Raw genomic sequence first — 17,190 nt, forward strand, 5'->3', positions numbered from 1 at the left:
CGCGTGCGCTCGCCGCTCGGCCTGGCGGTGTTGTTCACGGCCGCCTTCACCACCATCACCACCGAGACGCTGCCCATGGGGTTGCTGCCGTCGATGAGCCGGGACCTGGGTGTCTCCGAGTCCCAGGTCGGCCTGTTGGTCGGGGTCTACGCGCTCCTCATCATGGTCGTGACGCTTCCGTTGGTCGCGCTCACCCGCCGCTGGCCGCGGCGAAGGCTGCTGGTGGTCGTCATGGCCGCCTTCGCGGTCGGCAACCTGCTCACGATTCTCGCCGTGAACTATCCCGTGGCCGTGGCCGCGCGGCTCGTCGCCGGTCTCGGGCACGGGGTGCTGTGGTCGGCGATGGCCGCCTACGCCGCCCGCCTGGTCACGCCCGACCGCGCCGGGCGTGCGGTGGCGGTGGTGTTCGCGGCCAACTCCCTCGCTCTCACCCTGGGTTTGCCCCTCGGCACCGCCCTCGGCGAGATCGCCGGCTGGCGGGCTCCGTTCGCCGTGCTCGCCGCCCTCGCCGCGCTGGTGATGCTTGTCGCTCCCGTCGTCCTGCCGGATCTGCCGGGCGACGGCACGGCGGCGCCCGGCGTGATCGGGGCGGTGCGCCTTCCCGGTGTGCGGCTCGTCATGCTCGTCACGAGTCTGGTGATGCTGGGGCACTTCGCGCTGTACACCTACATCGCCCCTTTCCTCCTCCAGGCGGGGGCCGCCGTCGGGCCGTCGCTGTTCGTCTTCGGGCTCGCCGGGATTCTGGGCGTGCTGGCGGCGGGCGCATCCGCCGACCGCGCGCCCCGCACCGCCTTGCTGGTGGCGCTCGGCGTGATGGCCGTCGCCATGGCGGCACTCGCCCTCACCCGCGCGACCGGGGCGGTCGCGGTCACCGCGGCGTGGGGAGCCGCCTACGCCGCGCTGCCCACGCTGCTGCAAGCCCTGGTCCTCAGAGTGGCCCCGAATGCCCAGGCGAGCGCGTCGGCGCTGTTCATCATCACCTTCAACCTCGGCATCACGGCAGGTTCCGGGCTCGGCGGATACCTCCTGGCGCGGTACGGCCCCGCACCACTCCCGCTGGTCGCCGCCGCGCTGGCGGCCGCGGCGTGGCTGACCGTCCGATCACTCGGGGGTGTTGGCCTGCGCACTCGACGCGTGGTCGATGAGAGTGGGCGGGTCACGGTGGACCGTGACGACGCGGTGTGCGGGCCGCCTGTGACGCCGTAGATCGTCGACAGGTTCGCCGGGATCGGCCCGGTGAACCTGTCGACGACCTGCCGCACGCTTATGACCGGATCTCGCGCAGCCGCGTGTTCTCCTGTTCCAGTTCGGCGACCCGGACTCGCAGGTGGGCGAGGGCGTGGTCGACAGCGTCGCGGGGGACCAGGTGGGGGATGTGCTGCGGGCAGTTCCAGTCGAAGCCCTCGACCTCGATGATGACGGCGCGTTCGACCTTGGCCGGGTAACCGGCGACCGCCAGCTCCCGATCACCTTCCACCACCCGTGCGCGACCGAGGAGCTTGAGCCGGGTCTTGTTGGCGTAGTCCATGAGGAACAGCGAGACCCGGTCGTCGTGGTCGAGATTGCCGCGGGTGATGTACTGCCGATTGCCGCGGAAGTCGGCGAACCCCAGCGTGTGGTCGTCGAGCACCTTGAGGAACCCGGCCGGTCCGCCGCGGTGTTGGATGTACGGCCAGCCGGTCTCGCTCACCGTCGCCAGGTAGAAGCTGTCGCGCAGGCTGATGAACAGCCTTTCGTCGGCGCCCAGTCGGTCGGCCTTGACCGACCCGTCGAGCATGCTCTGGTAGGCGCGGTAGCTGCCGTGCGCACGCTGGTGGGCCTGGACACCGGGGGTGAAGGCGAGTCGCGCGAACCTGTTGGTCACCGTTCGTCATCCCCTCGTGGTCCGAAGATGGTGCGGTCGTTCTCATCGATGGGGATGTCGTTGATGCTGGCCTCGCGGCGGGCCATGAGCCCATCGGGGGTGAACTCCCACAGCTCGTTGCCGTGGCTGCGCCACCACTGGCCGCCTGCGTCGTGCCATTCGTACTGGAAGCGGACGGCGATGCGGTCGTCGGTGAAGGCCCAAAGCTGCTTTCGCAGCGCGTAGCCGTTCTCCTTGGCCCACTTGTGCGTGAGGAACTTCTTGATCTCCGCACGACCGGTCAGGAACTCTTCCCGGTTGCGCCAGACCGAGTCGGGGCTGTAGGCGAGGGCGACCCGCTCGGGGTCGCGGCTGTTCCAGGCATCCTCGGCGAGCTGGACTTTGGTCACGGCGGTTTCGGCGGTGAAGGGGGGAAACGGGGGACGGGACATGGTGCCGCTCCTGTGTGCGGTAGTGGTGGTCGGTGTGGATGTCGATCGACGTCGCCGACGACCTGGTCGGCCTGACACGCGGAACGGTCGTCACCGCCATTTCATTCCGACCTGCCCGTCATCCCTGTGTCCCAACGGTTCAGGCCGTGGTAGTTGTGGCAGGCTTGCCATCTGCGGTCTCCTTCGCGGGGATCAGGTGAGGTCCGTCCCAGCGTCTGCCTCGGTGTTGAGCCGCTCGGTGATGAGGGTCAGCACGCGACCGGCGATGGCCAGGTCCTCGGCCGGGATCTCGCCGTAGACCCGGTCGATGACCTCGGCGATGGCGTCGTTGATCTGGCGGTACCGCTCCTGGCCCCCGGCGGTGAGAGCGACGGCGGATCCCGAGGACTCCAGCAGTCCCTCGGCGGTCAGCCCGTCGATCGCCGCCCGCGCTGCCGCCTCATCGATCTTCAGCGCGCCGGTGATCCGGCCGACGAGCTGGTCGCCGACGATGGCCCCGCCGCCCAGCACGGTCAACTTGAGTGCCACCCACTGGTTTTGGTCGTGGCGGTGCGGGCCAGGACGCGGTTCAGGATCGGCAGGTGCGCGTTCTCGGCCTGACCGACGATCTGCGGGTTGAGGGTGACGGACACGGTTGCTCCTTCATGGTGGAAACAGCTTGTGGCGAGGATCCTGTGCGTTTGCACTCCACGATCCGGTGGCGATGGCTCACGAACAACGACAGATCACCCAAGGACCGTGAACGTGCGGTCAACGAAATAGCTCACTGACTCGCGACGGCACTCGTCGAGGTGGCACTGGCGGCTCGGACGAACGCTTCGACGAGCCGGGTCTGGCCGGCGGTCCGCCAGGTGAGACCGAACTCCAGGGGTGGTGCGTCCGTGAGGGGGATATAGGTGACATCGGGCCGGAGGTAGAACCGGGTCACCTGGTCACTGCACGGATAGACGCCCCTGCCCGCCCCGACGAGGGCGAGGATCTCCGGGAAGGTGTCGGCGCTTGGGCCCCAGGGGATGGGACGGCCGGACGGGGTGTGGCTCGGCTGGTGGACCGCGTTCCAGTAGTCGGGGATACCGGGCGGATTGCGCAGCATCTTGTCGTGGGTGAGGTCTTCCAGCGAGACCGAGGACCGGCGGGCGAGGGGGTGCCGGGTCGAGACCGCGAGCATCTTCGCCTCGGAGTAGAGCACCGGCCCGGTGGTCAGGTCGGGCTCGCGGTTGGGCAGGGCACCCAGCATGATCTCGATCTCGGCGGCCCGCAGGAGTGATACGCCGTCGCTCAGCTGCAGCTCTTTGATGTGCACCTCGCAATCGGAGTGCGCGGCGGTGAACCGATCGATCACTTTGAGCAGGAACTGACCGCCGGCTGAGCTGAAATAGCCGATCCGCAGGACTCCGGAGATTCCGCGTCCGGCCGCTATCGCGTTCCTGAGGCCCTGCTGGATCTGGGTGTAAGCGGAGGCCAGGTCGTCGTGGAGTTGCCTGCCGAGCGGGGTCAGGGTGACCCGGCGGCTGGTCCGTTCGAAGAGCGAGGCCCCGATGCGGCTCTCCAGCCTTTTGATCGTCTTGCTGATGTGCGTCGTGGACACCCTCAGCCGTTCGGCCGTCCGGCCGAAATGAAGTTCCTCGGCGAGGGCGAGAAACGCTTCGATTTCGTAACGCTCCACGAAGGTCTCCGTTGTCGTGAACCGCAGGTTGACGGTCCTTGGGTGATCTGTCGTTGTTCTTGATCCGCCGACGCCCGATCGTTGAAGTCGTTGGGCCACAGACGATCGCTGAAAGGGGGTGGCAGGCGGTGACCGCTGTTCCGCACATCAGACACCGGTTCGTCGAAGTCGACGACGTGCGGGTCTTCTATCGGGAGGCGGGGCTGTCGGGTGCGCCGACCTTGTTGCTACTGCATGGCTTTCCCTCGGCCTCGCACCAGTTCCGGCGGTTGATGCAGGCCCTGGGTTCCCAGCACCGGCTGATCGCCCCAGACTATCCGGGGTCCGGGCATACCGAGGCGCCCGGGAATTTCGCCTACTCCTTCGACCGGCTGGCCGACGTCATCGAAGGCTTCGTCCAGCGGCTCGGCTTGGACCGGTTCGTCATGTATCTCTCCGGCACCGGTGGAGCGGTCGGTTTCCGGCTGGCCACCCGGCATCCGGAATGGCTCGCCGGATTGATCATCCAGAACGCCAACGCCTACGACGAGGGGTTGGCGGGTCTGGCGCAGCTGTCCGGGGCAGCGGGCAGTATCCGGCGCAGCCTGCGATTGCCGGTCACCCGCGGCCGATACGAGGGCGGCGCCATGGACGTCGAGCTCGTCTCCCCGGACAGCTGGACTCTCGACCAGCACTTCCTGGGCCTCCCAGGTCGCACGCGGGCCCAGGTCGAACTGGCTCTGGACGAGCACAGCAACCTCGAGCTGTACCCGCGGTGGCAGCGATGGCTGCGCGAACGCCGGCCGCCCGTCCTCGTCATCTGGGGCCGGCGCGACCCCTTGCTCCTCGCCGAGGGCGCCCACGCGTACCTGTGGGATCTGCCGGACGCCGAGCTTCACCTGTTCGACACCGGCAGGTTCGTCCTCGAGGAGAAGCTTCCCGAAATCGTCCCGCTCGTCGCGGGATTCGCCCACCGGCACCGCTGACCGGCTGGGCTGCTGACCCCGCGTTCCTTTCCCGGCCAACGGGCCGACCACAGTGACTCAGCGGCGGCTGGTCAGGGCGGCTTCGGCGATCGACAGGGCGGTGGCGGTGTCGAGGCCGAGTTTGTGCATCGCGTCCGCGTAAGTGTCGGCGGCTTTGCGGGCGCGTTCCATGGTGCGATCCCCCGCGGCGCCGACGAAGGTGCCCGCGCGGCCTCGGGTTTCGACCAAGCCCGCTTCCTCAAGCTCCCGGTAGGCGCGCGCGACCGTGTTCGCCGCGAGGCCCAGGTCCGTGGCCAGCTGACGCACGGTCGGCAGTTTCGTCCCCACCGCCAGCGTGTGGTCGTTGATCTGCTGCGCCAGTCCGCCCCGCACCTGCTCGAACGGCGGCACCGGCGAATTCGGGTCGATGGTGATCACGACGGCACCGCCGCCAGCATCTCCCCGATCCCCGCGTTGCCGTCCGGGTCGTCGGGTAGCGCGTCGATGGGCCACCAGCGCAGGTCCAGGGACTCCGAGCTGCGCACCGCTTCCGCCCCGGCAGGCGCCCGCACGACGAAGCGGACGTCGAAGTGGCGGGTGGGCAGGCCCAGTGAGCAGGTGATCGGGTGGACGTCCACGTGCAGCGGCACCGGGTCGATCTCCAGGCCCTCGATGCCGGACTCCTCGGTCGCCTCCCGCAGCGCCGCGCCCGCCAGGGTCGTGTCGCCCGGTTCGCAGTGGCCACCCAGTTGCAGCCACCGGCCCACGCGGGGATGCAACGTCAGCAGGACGTTGGTGCCCGCGTGGTCCAACAGCAGCGCCGACGCGGTGATGTGACCCGGTTCGCACGAGCGCTGACAGGCGTCCGGGCGCGCCGCGAGGAAACCCAAGTACGCCTGGCGCAGGGACTCCTGGCCGCGGTCGAGGGGTTTCCACGCCGTCATGGTTCGGACCGCGTCCGCGTGCAAGGTCACTTCTCCAGCCAGCCTTCGTCGGTGGGGACCTCGCGCGGCGTCAGCTCCGTCAAAGGGTGGCCCACCGCGACCGCGCCCAAGGGCTCCCAGTCGGCGGGCAAACCGAGCACCTCACGCACGACGTCGGGGCAGAAGATGGTGGACGACACCCAGCAGGAGCCCAAGCCTTCCGCCGCCAGCGCGACCAGCACACCCTGGACGGCCGCGCCGCCCGCGATGGTGAACATCGTCCGCTCGGCCTCGGCCCGACGCGCGTCCGGGTAGGTGTGGGCGCCCTCGCGCACGAGGAAGGGCAGCAGGATCTCCGTCGCCTCGAAGAGGAGTTCGCCGCGGGTGACCCGGCGCTCGATCCACTCCTCGGACTTGCCGTCGGCGCGCAGGTCGAGCTTCCATGCCTCGTGCATCGCCTCCAGCAGGGCTTCGCGGTGCTCGGCGAGCCGGACGAAGCGCACCGGCTTGGTGTGGTGCGGCGCAGGTGCGGTCAGCCCCGCGGCCACCGCGCGACGCAGCGACTCCGGGTCGACCGGTTCGCCGGAGAACTCCCGCAGCGAGCGGCGCAGCAGCACCGCTTCCCGCCTGCCCTGGGCGATGGACTCCTCGGTGCCCAGCCGGAACAGGTCCTCCTCGACCGGACGCAGCAGGTCGCGGGCGGTGGACGTCTCGTCGCCGATCTCCATGCCGCGCACGACCGCGACCGGCACGCCGCCGAGCTTGCCCTTCACCAGGTCGGCCGCCGCGGCGACCTCGTCGGCGACCGCGACCCGGGTGACCGACAGCTCGTTGCCCTGCGAGTCGATCTGACCCGCGTAGGAGTGCAGCACCCGCAGCCCGGACGACCCGATCGCCGCGTCGGTCTGGCCGAGCCGCCACGCCCGGCCCATCGTGTCCGTGATCACCACGGCCACCTCGACCCCCAGCCGCTCGCGCAGCCCGCCACGCAGGGCACGGGCGGAGGCATCCGGGTCGACCGGCAGCAGCGCCAGCTCGTCACCCGCCACATTGGACGAGTCGATCCCGGACGCCGCCTGCACGATGCCCAGCCGGTTCTGCGTGATCAGCGACCGGAACTTCTGCGCGACCACGGACACGGCCTCGTCGAGCACCAGCTTGCGCCGGACCGCGTCCCGGGCCTCCGGGTCGGACGGGACCGACACCAGCTGACCCTCTACTTTGGACACGATCTTGCTGGTGACCACCACGATGTCACCGGAGCGCAGCCACGGCGCCGCCGCCACGATCGCCCCGGTCAGGTCGTCGCCGGGCCGGAACTCGGGCAGCCCCCGGACCGGCAGGATCTCGACCGACCCGCGCGCGCCGTGCTCGATGCTGTCCATCTTCTACTCCCCAGTGCTGATTCCGCCGAGGTCGAACGCCGCGCGCGCCATCGCGGCTGTGGCGTCCACATCGGACATCAGCAGCGGCACGGCGCGGACCAGCACGCCCGGCACGTCGGCGGTGTCGCCCGAGTGCACGAGCCACCCGTCGAGGATGCCGTTGTCGGAGCACCCGCGCGAGCCGTAGTGCCTGCCCACGGCCTCCGCCGACACCTCAAGGCCGATCGCGCTCAGGCACGCGTCGGCCATCCCGCGCACCGGGGCGTCGTTGATGATCGGCGAGATCCCCACCACGGGAGCCTCGGTCTTGCGCAGCGCCGTGCGCAGACCCGGCACCGACAGCACGCTCCCGATGCTCACCACCGGGTTCGACGGCGCGAGGAGCACGATGTCCGCCTCGCTGATCGCCTCGACCACCCCCGGCCCCGGCGCGGCCTCGTCGGCGCCGACCGCCACGATCGACCGGGCCCGCGGCTCCGCGTGGTAGCGCACCCACCATTCCTGGAAGTGCACCGCCTTGCGCTCGCCCGTGCCCGGCTCGTCGATGACGACGTGGGTCTCGACCCGGTCGTCGGTCATCGGCAGCAGCCGCACGCCCGGCTTCCAGCGGTCGCACAGCGCCGTGGTGATGTCGGAAAGCTCATAGCCCGCGCGCATCATCCGGGTGCGCACCAGGTGGGTGGCGATGTCCTTGTCGCCCAGGCCGAACCAGTCGGGATCGGCGCCGTAGGCGGCGAGTTCCGCCTTGACCGCCCAGGTCTCGTCCGTGCGGCCCCAGCCACGCTCGGTGTCGATGCCGCCGCCGAGGGTGTACATGCACGTGTCGAGGTCCGGGCAGACGCGCAGGCCGTGCAGCCAGATGTCGTCGGCGGTGTTCACCACCGCGGTGATCTCGTGCGGGGAACCCTCGGGGGCGGGCCCCACCGGGTCGAATCCGAGCAGTTTCTTCACGCCGAGCAGGAATCGGGCTCCGCCGACTCCGCCCACGACTACGGCAACCTTCACGGTCAGTGATCCTCGCACGGTCGGGTGACCCCAGTGGGGTCGGGAGTGGTCAGCGCCAGAAGAAGAAAGCGTCCTGGCCGTAGTAGGCCAGCAGGTCGTTGCCGCCGACGCCGGCGTACAGCGAGCTGACCACGTCCCAGAACGCCTGGCTGACACCCGGGATGCCGATCAGCGCGGCGAACAGAAACAGCGGCGCCCACGGCCGGGCCTTCGCGCCGAACTTGCGCGCCTCATAGGACAGGAACGGTTCGATCGCGCCCCAGCCGTCCAGGCCGGGCACCGGAAGCATGTTCAGCACGAAGGCCGCGAGCTGCAGCAACGCCAGGAACGACAGGCCCGCGGCCATCATCGGCGCGGGTTCGAAGATCTCGACGGACAGCGCGAGCAGGATCCCGGCGATCAGGTTCGCGGCCGGTCCGGCCAGGGAGACGGTTGACTCCACTGCCTTGGACCGCAACGCGTAGTGGTTGATCCAGACCGCGCCGCCGGGCAGCGGGATACCGCCGATCGCGAGGAACAGCACCGGCATGAGCAGGCTCAGGACCGGATCGGTGTACCGGCGCGGATCGAGTGTGAGATAGCCCTTGAAATAAACCTCGCGGTCCCCGCCGCGGAACGCGACGAGCGCGTGGCCGAACTCGTGCAGGCACAGCGAGACCACCCAGCCGCCCAAGACCAGCAGCACGATGCCCGCGTTGATGGCGATCTGGTTCTCCACCAGGGTGAGCAAAGCGCCACCGATGGTGACGCCGATCAGGCCGAGGAAGATGGGCGAGGGGCGAACCGCTGATCTCTGCACACACCCAGTGTGGCAATGTTCGCCGGTTGCGTGTTCGCCACCCCGCGAACGCGCACAGTTTCGGCCGGTACCCGATCGGGTACAGGCTGCTCATAACGCATCACCCACCTGGGGGCACAGCTTGACCCGCCGCCATGACACGGGTGTAATCACATCGATGTCATTCGCCGGGGGACGGCGTAACGGCATCCGCCAGCCGGGGAGTGCGGAAGGCGAGGAGGCGGGCGATATGCAGGGATTGAGTGACGGGGGTCGCGTCGTGGAGTGGGGCGAGCGTCCGACCGAGGAACTGGACGTGTTCGCCGGATTCTTCGACGAGGCCGATGAACAAGAGTGGCAGGAGCGCGCCTTGTGCGCGCAAACCGACCCAGAGGCGTTCTTCCCTGAAAAGGGCGGATCGACTCGTGAGGCGAAGCGCATTTGCCTGGGCTGTGAGGTTCGTTCTGAGTGCCTCGAGTACGCCCTCGCACATGATGAGCGCTTCGGCATCTGGGGCGGTCTGTCCGAACGGGAGCGAAGGCGTCTGAAAAAGGCGATGTAGATACCCGGGCGTTTCGGCGCCCGGGTATCTACACCCGCACGCCTGACCGGCGGTGAGTCTCCGCCGGACGCGCAACGATTTGTGCTGGGTTGCGCGGGTTTCGCGCGGCGGCATCGTACGGTGTGTGACCGGTGGCCGAACATCATGACCACCGGCTCGTCCACACGCGATGCCCCGGGAGGTGTCCACAGTCGTGCCTCCTCGGTCGCGGCAGGTGTTGAGTCGTGGTGCCCCCGTGTTGCGCACCGCACCCGTGTTGGCCGTTCTCGTGTGTCACGACGGCGCGCAATGGCTGCGGCTGGCGCTTTCCGCGCTGCGCCATTCCACGCCGAGGCCGCGGCACATCATCGCCGTCGACACCGGCTCCACCGACGAGACGGCGACCGTGCTCGCCGCGGCGGCCACCGGCGACGACCGCATCCTCGACGGCGTCATCACCCTTGACCGCGACACCGGCTTCAGCGACGCCGTGCACGCCGCGGTCGACCACGCCGTGCCGCGCTGGGGCGACCCTGGCGGCTGGATCTGGTTGCTGCACGACGATTCCGCGCCCGACCCGGAGTGCCTCGCCACGCTGCTGCTGGCCGCCGAGATGTCGCCTTCCGCGGGGGTGCTCGGCCCGCTCGCCGTGGAGTGGCAAGACCCGCGACTGGTGATCGAGGCAGGCCTGTCGACGGATGCGTCCGGCCACCGGCAGACCGGCATCGGTCCGTCCGAAGTGGACTGGAACGCGCTGGGCCGGACGGCCGACGACGGTCGGCGGTTCGAGCAGAGCACCGAGGTGCTCGCCGTGTCCTCGGCCGGAATGCTGATCCGCCGCGAAGTCTGGGAGCGGCTCGGCGGTTTCGACCGCGCCATCCCCATGATGCGTGAGGACATCGACTTCGGCTGGCGGGTCAACCGGGCGGGCCAGGTCGTCCTCTGTGTCCCCGCCGCCCGGATCCGACACGTCCGCGCCGTGGCCCGCGACCTGCGTGGTGTCGACGCGCGCTCGGCCGTGGGGCCCTCGCCGCGCGGGATCGACCGCGCCCACGGGCTGCGCACCTTCCTGGTGAACTGCTCGACCCTGTCGTTCTTGATCGGTGTGCCGCGGCTGGCCATGCTGTGCCTGTTGCGCGCGCTCGGCTTCGCGATGCAGCGCAGGCTCGCCGAGAGCCAGGTCGAACTCCGGGCCGCCGGCTATCTCCTCGGCGGTGGTGCCCGGCTGCGTGCGGCCCGCGCGGCGCGATCGGCCACCGCGGGCCGCGGCAGCGTCCGCGGCCTGTTCACCAGCAGGCTGACCAGATTCCGCAACGCCGTGCGCGGCGTGCTGTCCACGATGGTCCGCAGGCGGGTCGCCGCCGACGCCGCGCTCGGCAGGCTGCCCGACCCCGGTGTCGCGTGGACCCCGCCGCACGCCGACCAGGCGCCCCGGACCCCGCTCGGCCCGGACGCGCTCCCGGCGGGCGCGCTGGGCAGGCCCAAGCGGGCCGGTCTGCGCAGGCCCTCGGACGCCATCGCGGTGCCGGTGGCCGTCCCCGACGACGTCCCCGGTGGCCTCCGGCCGAGCCCCCGACCGCGGCCGTCCCCGGTCCCGCGCGATGGCAGCGGCCCGCAGCCCGCGGGCGACCTGATGCTCGTCCACGTCAACCGCGGCGCGGTGCTGCGCCAGATCGCGTTCTCTCCGCCGCTGCTGCTCGTGCTCGGCCTGATCGCGCTCGCCGTCGTGGTCAACTCGGCGCGCTGGGGCACCGACCTCGCGGGCGGCAGGCTGCTGCCGGTCGGCGACCTCGGCCAGACGTGGTCGGACTACGTGGCGACCTGGCACGGCGTCGCGGGTGGCACCGCCGCTCCCGCTCCCGCCGCCCTCGCCGTCGTCGGCACCCTCGGGGCGCTCTTCGCGCCACTGGGCGGGCCGCCCGCCGCCGTCGCGTTCCTCTTCCTCGCCGACCTCCCGCTCGCCGGGCTCGCCGCCTACGTCGCGACCCGCCGGGCGCCGGTGCGCCGCTGGGTGCGCGCGCTCCTGGCGCTCGGCTACGCGCTGCTTCCGCCCGCCACGGCCGCCGTCGCGCAGGGCAGGCTCGACGTCGTCATCGCGCACGTCCTGCTGCCGCTCGTCGTCTCCGGGATCGCCTCGCTGCTGGTCCGCAGGCGCACCAGCGCGGGCGGCCGGGCCTGGCTGTCGACCGCGGCGGGCACGGCGCTGGGCATCGCGGTGATCGGCGCCTTCACGCCGCTGGTGCACGTGGTGATCGTGGTGGTAGCGCTCGGCGGTTTCGTGCTGGTGCCGGGCAACGGGACCCGCCGCGGCGCCGCGCTGTTCCTGCTGGTGCTGATGCCGCTGGCGCTGCTGCTCCCGTGGCCCGCGGTGGTGATCCAGCACCCCGCCGTCGTGCTGCACGGCGTCGGCACGCTGATCGAGAACCAGACGGCGTCGGTGATCGATCTCCTCACGCTGCACGCGGGTGGACCCGGGGCGTGGCCCTATGTCGGCGGCGCGATCGTCCTCGCCGTCCTGGCGGGTCTGCTGATCCGGCCGCACCGCGGCGCGCTGCCCGGACTCGGCTTCGCGCTGCTCGGTGTGCTGGCCGTGGCGCTCGTCCGGTTCGTGCCCGCCACGCCGCTGGGCGCGACCGAACCCGCGCACGGCTGGACCGGCGCGCCGATGCTGATCGTCGGCTGGGGCCTGCTGTGGGCGATGCTCGGGCTGTGCCGAACCGACCCGACCGCCGCGCGCAGCCCGCTCGCCCGGCCCGCGGCGGTGGTGGGCGTGCTGATCCTCGCCGCCCTCGTCGCCAACGCGATGATCCCCGGCCGGGAGGGTCCCCTGCGCGACGGCGGTGGCATGGCGCTGCCGAGCACTCTGGTTCGCGAACTCGCCGAGACCCGCCGGTCGATCCTGGTCAGCGCCACCGACGGTCCGGTTCGGCAGATCGCCGCCCGCGCGCCGCGCTTCGCCGACGACGACTACGCCCCGACCCCGGCCGCCCCGCTGCGGCTGGCCGGCCTCGACGCGGACCTGCGCGCCGCCGACTCGCCGACCGTGCGGTCCGCCGTGGTCCGCGCGGCCGCGGGCGGGGTGCTGTTCGTCGTCCCGTCGGACCGGGTCGCGGGGGAGCAACTGCGCAGGCTGGCGGGCGAACTCGTCGCCGACGCACCGGAGACCTCCGACGGGCGTCCGGTCCTGCGGCTGCAGCCCGCCGCTGGATCGGCCGCGCTGCTCTCACCGGAGCTGGCCCGCGCGGCCGTCACCGGCGGCGAACCCCCGACCCGGCTCGACGCGGGCGGCGTGGTCCCGGTCGACGCCGCGCCACCCAACGTCGCGGTGCGGGTGTCGGACGGTCCGCAGGGCAGGCTTTTGGTGGTGGCCGCCGAAGAGGAACCGGGCTGGCAGGCGACCGTAGACGGCAAGCAGGCCGCGGTCGTGCGGGCCTGGGGCCACCTGGTCGCCATCGTGATCCCGACCCGCGAAGCGGAGATCCGGATAGAGCAGCCAACGGCCCTACGCAGCGTCCTGCTCCTAACCCAAGGCGCCGTCGTCCTCTTCATCCTCCTGACCGCCATCCCCGGCCGCCGAGAAGAAGACTGACCCGCGAGTCGCCCCGTCAGGCAAGTGAGTCGCCCCGCCAGGCGAACGAGTTCGACATTCGCGACTCGCGAATGTCGAATTCAGTTGCCGGAACGGGCGACTCGCTTGCCTGGCGGGGCGACTCGCGGGTGGGTCAGGCTTCGCCGTCGATGACGCCGGGGTCGAGGTTGAGGTAGTTCGCCACCTGCTCGACCAGGACGTCGTGGATCAGGTCGGCCAGGTCGGCGCCGTCCTTCGCCCGGGCCTCCAAGGGCCTGCGGTACAGGACGATGCGGGCGCGGGTCGGCTGCCCGCGCCGGTCGACACCCGCGGCCACCAGTCGCGCGAGCGGTACGCCGCTGTCGGCGAGCACGCCGTCGGGCTCGGTGCCGTCCGGCACCTCGGGCACGTCGTCGACGGCCACGTCGAGCTTGGTCAGTTCCGTGCGCCACCGGGCCTCGATCGGCTCCAGCGCGTCGAGGACGAGTGCGTCGAACTTCTCCGCGCGTGTGCTGGCCGCGGGCAGGGTCGACGGGAACAGCGGACCGCGCAGACCGCGGCCATGTCGATCGCGGTTGCGTCGTCCGCGCCGCCGGGAACTGCGAGCTGTCACCACGAGGAGCAGGTTACGCGGTCGCCCCACTGCGCCGATTGGGCGTGCCCGCGGCAACGAGGGCGGGTAGGAGGGCGTGTCGTGGGCGCGTCTGCGTCGTGCGAACCCCCGGAGGCGCTATGGTCACCGATCGTGCGGAGCGTGAGACGGTGTTCGCGAACCGGGTGTCTCAACCCGGCCGTCGCCACGCTGACCTACGCCTATGCGGAGTCCACCGCTGTCGTCGGGCCACTGGCCACCTACTCGGAACCGCACAGCTACGACCTGTGCGAGGAACACGCCCTGCGGCTGACCGTGCCGCGCGGGTGGGAGGTGGTCCGGCATGACGGCGAGTTCGCCCTGCCGGAGCCGACGGTGGACGACCTGACGGCGTTGGCGGAGGCCGTCCGCGAGGCTGGTCGCGTGGACCGGCCCATCGAGCCCCCCGACCCAGGCATGGGCTTCCGCCGCGGCCACCTCCGCGTCCTCCCGGATCCAGTCAACGACTAGTCAAGGACCAGTCGCACCATCCGACGGGCGTCTTAGGACCGCACCCAATTTCCGGGGAGCCGGACCAGTCCCCACCTTCCTACCGGCGCCTAAGGGGACCGTGACGCCACTTGACCACGGTGACCGCCCAAACCGCCGCGTGTCGCCTCTCGGGACCAACACTCAAAATTCCGGGGAGGCGGACTAGTAGGCTTCGCAGGTGGCAGCGCAGCGCCGCCGATCCGACCCCTGGGAGCATCAGTGCGTGACCTGTCCGGCGTCTTCAAGGCCTACGACATCCGCGGCGTCGTCGGCGAGCAGATCGACGCCGACCTCGTCCGGGCGACCGGCGCCGGGTTCGCCCGGCTTGTCGGCGGTCCGACCATCGTCGTCGGTCACGACATGCGCGACTCGTCCCCCGGTTTGGCCGAGGCGTTCGCCGAGGGCGCGGCGGGCGAGGGCGTCGATGTGATCAACATCGGTCTGGCCAGCACCGACATGCTCTACTACGCCTCCGGCAGCCTGAACCTGCCCGGCGCGATGTTCACCGCGAGCCACAACCCGGCGAAGTACAACGGGATCAAGCTCTGCCGTGCGGGCGCCGCCCCGGTCGGCCAGGACACTGGCCTGAACGACATCCGCCGCGATGTCGAGGCGGGGACTCCGGGGTCCGGCAAGACCGGCTCCGTCGAGACCCGTGACTTGCTCGTCGACTACGCCGCCTACCTGCGCAAGCTCGTCGACCTGTCCGGCAGCCGCCCCCTCAAGATCGTGGTGGACGCGGGCAACGGCATGGGCGGCTACACCGTCCCGACGGTCTTTGAGGGCCTGCCGATCGAGATCATCCCGATGTATTTCGAACTCGACGGCAACTTCCCCAACCACGAGGCGAACCCGCTCGACCCGAAGAACATCGTCGACCTGCAGGCCAAGGTCATCGAGGTCGGCGCGGACGCGGGATTGGCCTTCGACGGCGACGCCGACCGCTGCTTCGTCGTCGACGAGCTCGGACAGCCGGTGTCCCCGAGCGCGGTCACCGCGCTGGTCGCGGTGCGCGAGCTGGCCAAGGACCCTGGCGCCACGGTGATCCACAACCTGATCACCTCGAAGGCCGTCCCCGAGATCGTCGCCGAGCACGGCGGCAAGCCGGTTCGCACCCGCGTCGGCCACTCCTTCATCAAGGAGGAGATGGCGCGCACTGGGGCGATCTTCGGCGGCGAGCACTCCGCGCACTACTACTTCCGCGACTTCTGGAAGGCCGACACGGGCATGCTGGCCGCGCTGCACGTGCTGGCCGCGCTCGGCGAGCAGGACGGCCCGCTCTCGGCGCTCACCAGCGAGTACAACCGCTACGCCGCCTCCGGTGAGGTCAACTCGACCGTGGCCGACCAGGCCGACCGGCTCGCCGCGATCAAGGCCGAGTTCGGCGGTCGCGACGGTGTCGAGCTCGACGAGTTGGACGGCCTGACCGTGCAGTTGCCCGACGGCGCGTGGTTCAACCTGCGCGCGTCCAACACCGAGCCGCTGCTGCGCTTGAATATCGAAGCCGCCGACGACGACGCGGTGGCCGCGCTGCGCGACGAGGTGCTGGCCATCGTGCGGGCCTGACCGGCGCTGATCTTGACCGAGCGGGGGCCGCCCCGCCCTGGGACACTCAGACCACAGGAGGACCACCATGGCAGTCGACCTGGATCCACAGCTGCTCGACATCCTCGCGTGCCCATCGGATGACCACGCCAAACTGGTCGTCGGCACGCCCGCCGACCCCGATGCCGACGCCTTGACCTGCACCGAGTGCGGTCGCCAGTTCCGGGTGGACGACGGTGTCCCCGTCTTGCTGCTCGACGAGGCCATCGAGCCGGGCGAGCAGCCGGCGGACCAGTGACCGCGCTGCCCGACGACAGCCTGCTGGACGACGCGGTCCGGCTGGCCGAGGTCGACACCCACGGGCTGCTTCGCGCCGCCGCGCTCGCGGGCGCCCAGGTGCGCGCCACCGCCGCCGCCGCGGCCGAGGCCAGGATCGAGCAGCTGGAGGGGTTCAAGCCCCGCGCGATCGTGCTGGTCACCCGGCCCGGTCTGGGGCCTGCCGTGTCCCACCTGATCGCCGCGCTGCTGCTGCCGTCGTGCCCGGTCCCGCTCGTCGTCACCGACCAGGTGCCGAACTGGATCGGCCCGCTCGACGTCGTGATCGCGCACACCGACGACGCGGGCGAGACCGTGCTCGCCGAGTCGATGGCCCGCGCGGGCCGCTTCGGCGCGAGCATCGTGCTCACCGCCCCCGAGGAGGGGCCGGTCGCCGCCGCCGCGGCGGGCCAAGCCGTGCTGATCACCCCGCGCATCACCGTGCCGCCGGGGTTCGGGTTCGCCAAGGCGCTCACGTCGGGTCTGCTCGCGATGCGTTCGCTGGGCCTGCTCAAGGTCGACATCGACGCCCTCGCCGACGAACTCGACAAAGAGGCCGAGCGCGACCACATGCAGCACGAGTCGTTCGTCAACCCGGCGAAGTCGCTCGCGCTGCGGCTGGCCGACCACACGCCGCTGCTGTGGGGACTCGACCCGGTCGCGTCCGCCGTGGGCAGGCACGCCGCGCAGGTCCTGGCCACCCACACCGAGGCGGTGTGCGACGTCGCGGGCTACCCGCAGGCGATGAGCCGCACCGCGCTGCACCGTGCGGCGGTCGCTGCCACCTCTGGCCGTGACGTGTTCGCCGACCCGGACGACTTCGACGCCCCCGCCACCGCGTTGCGCGTGCTGCTCCTCGCGGTCCGCTCGGTCCCCGGCGACCCGGCGCGCGCACACGCCGCGGCGACGCTGCCCGGAGCCGACCTGCTTTCCATCGCCGAAGAGGTGACCGGTGACGAGCCGACGCACGCCGCCGTCCTCGCGCTCAGATTCGAACTCGCCGCGCTCTATCTCGGTTTGGCGGCGGGTACCGCGGGGGGATCGGGGCCGTACGCGCCCACTAACGCCTGATTCGGCTCAGGCGAGTTTCCTGGTGGACTGA

18 protein-coding genes are annotated in these 17,190 nt (G+C 71.0%); 8 read left to right on the top strand and 10 right to left on the bottom strand.

Annotated features, from left to right (window positions below; translation table 11 throughout):
• The first annotated feature begins 3 nt into the window (after positions 1-3).
• Positions 4-1,206 carry an MFS transporter gene (locus ACUZ2Y_RS24460; protein ID WP_476322863.1) on the top strand — a complete coding sequence of 401 codons (1,203 nt, stop codon included), beginning with the start codon at positions 4-6 and terminating at the stop codon, positions 1,204-1,206.
• 58 nt (positions 1,207-1,264) lie between these two features.
• On the opposite strand, the gene ACUZ2Y_RS24465 is transcribed toward ACUZ2Y_RS24460, so the two are convergent.
• The 4 genes from ACUZ2Y_RS24465 to ACUZ2Y_RS24480 form a co-directional block, all read right to left on the bottom strand.
• Positions 1,265-1,864 carry a pyridoxamine 5'-phosphate oxidase family protein gene (locus ACUZ2Y_RS24465; protein ID WP_476322865.1) on the bottom strand — a complete coding sequence of 200 codons (600 nt, stop codon included), beginning with the start codon at positions 1,862-1,864 and terminating at the stop codon, positions 1,265-1,267.
• Positions 1,861-2,295 (bottom strand): nuclear transport factor 2 family protein, encoded by a 435-nt coding sequence (locus ACUZ2Y_RS24470; protein WP_476322868.1) that lies wholly within the window; start codon positions 2,293-2,295, stop codon positions 1,861-1,863. The genes ACUZ2Y_RS24465 and ACUZ2Y_RS24470 overlap by 4 nt, the downstream gene beginning before the upstream one ends.
• A 192-nt stretch (positions 2,296-2,487) precedes the next feature.
• Positions 2,488-2,823 (bottom strand): hypothetical protein, encoded by a 336-nt coding sequence (locus tag ACUZ2Y_RS24475; protein ID WP_476322871.1) that lies wholly within the window; start codon positions 2,821-2,823, stop codon positions 2,488-2,490.
• Between the two features lie 235 nt (positions 2,824-3,058).
• Complete coding sequence (locus ACUZ2Y_RS24480) at positions 3,059-3,961, bottom strand: LysR family transcriptional regulator (protein WP_476322874.1); 903 nt, start codon at positions 3,959-3,961, stop codon at positions 3,059-3,061.
• A 128-nt stretch (positions 3,962-4,089) separates the two neighbouring features.
• Between ACUZ2Y_RS24480 and ACUZ2Y_RS24485 the strand changes: the two genes are divergently transcribed.
• A complete protein-coding gene (locus ACUZ2Y_RS24485; protein WP_476322877.1) occupies positions 4,090-4,926 on the top strand; it encodes an alpha/beta fold hydrolase in 837 nt (278 codons plus the stop codon).
• A gap of 57 nt (positions 4,927-4,983) precedes the next feature.
• On the opposite strand, the gene ACUZ2Y_RS24490 is transcribed toward ACUZ2Y_RS24485, so the two are convergent.
• The 5 genes from ACUZ2Y_RS24490 to ACUZ2Y_RS24510 are packed head-to-tail and all read right to left on the bottom strand — an operon-like array spanning position 4,984 to position 9,017.
• Complete coding sequence (locus tag ACUZ2Y_RS24490; protein ID WP_476322880.1) at positions 4,984-5,343, bottom strand: GntR family transcriptional regulator; 360 nt, start codon at positions 5,341-5,343, stop codon at positions 4,984-4,986.
• Positions 5,340-5,879, bottom strand: coding sequence for an NUDIX hydrolase (locus tag ACUZ2Y_RS24495; RefSeq protein WP_476322883.1), 540 nt, complete (start codon positions 5,877-5,879; stop codon positions 5,340-5,342). The genes ACUZ2Y_RS24490 and ACUZ2Y_RS24495 overlap by 4 nt, the downstream gene beginning before the upstream one ends.
• On the bottom strand, positions 5,876-7,213 hold the full coding sequence (locus ACUZ2Y_RS24500; protein ID WP_476322886.1) for a coenzyme F420-0:L-glutamate ligase: 1,338 nt from the start codon (positions 7,211-7,213) through the stop codon (positions 5,876-5,878). The genes ACUZ2Y_RS24495 and ACUZ2Y_RS24500 overlap by 4 nt, the downstream gene beginning before the upstream one ends.
• 3 nt (positions 7,214-7,216) lie before the next feature.
• Positions 7,217-8,218 carry a 2-phospho-L-lactate transferase gene (gene cofD, locus ACUZ2Y_RS24505; RefSeq protein ID WP_476322888.1) on the bottom strand — a complete coding sequence of 334 codons (1,002 nt, stop codon included), beginning with the start codon at positions 8,216-8,218 and terminating at the stop codon, positions 7,217-7,219.
• A gap of 49 nt (positions 8,219-8,267) precedes the next feature.
• Positions 8,268-9,017 (bottom strand): site-2 protease family protein, encoded by a 750-nt coding sequence (locus ACUZ2Y_RS24510; RefSeq protein ID WP_476322891.1) that lies wholly within the window; start codon positions 9,015-9,017, stop codon positions 8,268-8,270.
• A 229-nt stretch (positions 9,018-9,246) separates the two neighbouring features.
• Between ACUZ2Y_RS24510 and ACUZ2Y_RS24515 the strand changes: the two genes are divergently transcribed.
• The gene (locus ACUZ2Y_RS24515) at positions 9,247-9,558 is read left to right on the top strand and encodes a WhiB family transcriptional regulator (RefSeq protein ID WP_091381571.1); all 312 of its coding nucleotides are present in this window, start codon (positions 9,247-9,249) and stop codon (positions 9,556-9,558) included.
• Between the two features lie 235 nt (positions 9,559-9,793).
• Positions 9,794-13,126: a glycosyltransferase family 2 protein gene (locus ACUZ2Y_RS24520; RefSeq protein ID WP_476322894.1), complete on the top strand. Its 3,333-nt coding sequence runs from the start codon at positions 9,794-9,796 to the stop codon at positions 13,124-13,126.
• 133 nt (positions 13,127-13,259) lie between these two features.
• Here ACUZ2Y_RS24520 and ACUZ2Y_RS24525 read toward each other — a convergent pair whose 3' ends face one another.
• A complete protein-coding gene (locus ACUZ2Y_RS24525) occupies positions 13,260-13,721 on the bottom strand; it encodes a metallopeptidase family protein (protein ID WP_476322897.1) in 462 nt (153 codons plus the stop codon).
• A gap of 129 nt (positions 13,722-13,850) precedes the next feature.
• Here ACUZ2Y_RS24525 and ACUZ2Y_RS24530 point away from each other — a divergent pair, with 129 nt between their 5' ends.
• The 4 genes from ACUZ2Y_RS24530 to ACUZ2Y_RS24545 all read left to right on the top strand — a co-directional run bounded on the left by ACUZ2Y_RS24530 (position 13,851) and on the right by ACUZ2Y_RS24545 (position 17,159).
• On the top strand, positions 13,851-14,207 hold the full coding sequence (locus ACUZ2Y_RS24530; RefSeq protein ID WP_187220878.1) for a DUF3499 domain-containing protein: 357 nt from the start codon (positions 13,851-13,853) through the stop codon (positions 14,205-14,207).
• A gap of 240 nt (positions 14,208-14,447) precedes the next feature.
• Positions 14,448-15,794: a phosphomannomutase/phosphoglucomutase gene (locus ACUZ2Y_RS24535; protein ID WP_476322901.1), complete on the top strand. Its 1,347-nt coding sequence runs from the start codon at positions 14,448-14,450 to the stop codon at positions 15,792-15,794.
• A gap of 67 nt (positions 15,795-15,861) precedes the next feature.
• Positions 15,862-16,071 carry a Trm112 family protein gene (locus ACUZ2Y_RS24540; protein ID WP_091381580.1) on the top strand — a complete coding sequence of 70 codons (210 nt, stop codon included), beginning with the start codon at positions 15,862-15,864 and terminating at the stop codon, positions 16,069-16,071.
• Positions 16,068-17,159: a hypothetical protein gene (locus tag ACUZ2Y_RS24545; protein WP_476322905.1), complete on the top strand. Its 1,092-nt coding sequence runs from the start codon at positions 16,068-16,070 to the stop codon at positions 17,157-17,159. The genes ACUZ2Y_RS24540 and ACUZ2Y_RS24545 overlap by 4 nt, the downstream gene beginning before the upstream one ends.
• Positions 17,160-17,190 lie beyond the last annotated feature (31 nt).

The organism is Actinokineospora sp. UV203, assembly GCF_056323665.1.

Excerpts from the sequence above, each read along its gene's own strand:
- ACUZ2Y_RS24470 (WP_476322868.1), bottom strand. The coding sequence starts at position 2,295 with ATGTCCCGTCCCCCGTTTCCCCCCTTCACCGCCGAAACCGCCGTGACC.
- ACUZ2Y_RS24500 (WP_476322886.1), bottom strand. The coding sequence starts at position 7,213 with ATGGACAGCATCGAGCACGGCGCGCGCGGGTCGGTCGAGATCCTGCCG.
- ACUZ2Y_RS24515 (WP_091381571.1), top strand. The coding sequence starts at position 9,247 with ATGCAGGGATTGAGTGACGGGGGTCGCGTCGTGGAGTGGGGCGAGCGT.
- ACUZ2Y_RS24540 (WP_091381580.1), top strand. The coding sequence starts at position 15,862 with ATGGCAGTCGACCTGGATCCACAGCTGCTCGACATCCTCGCGTGCCCA.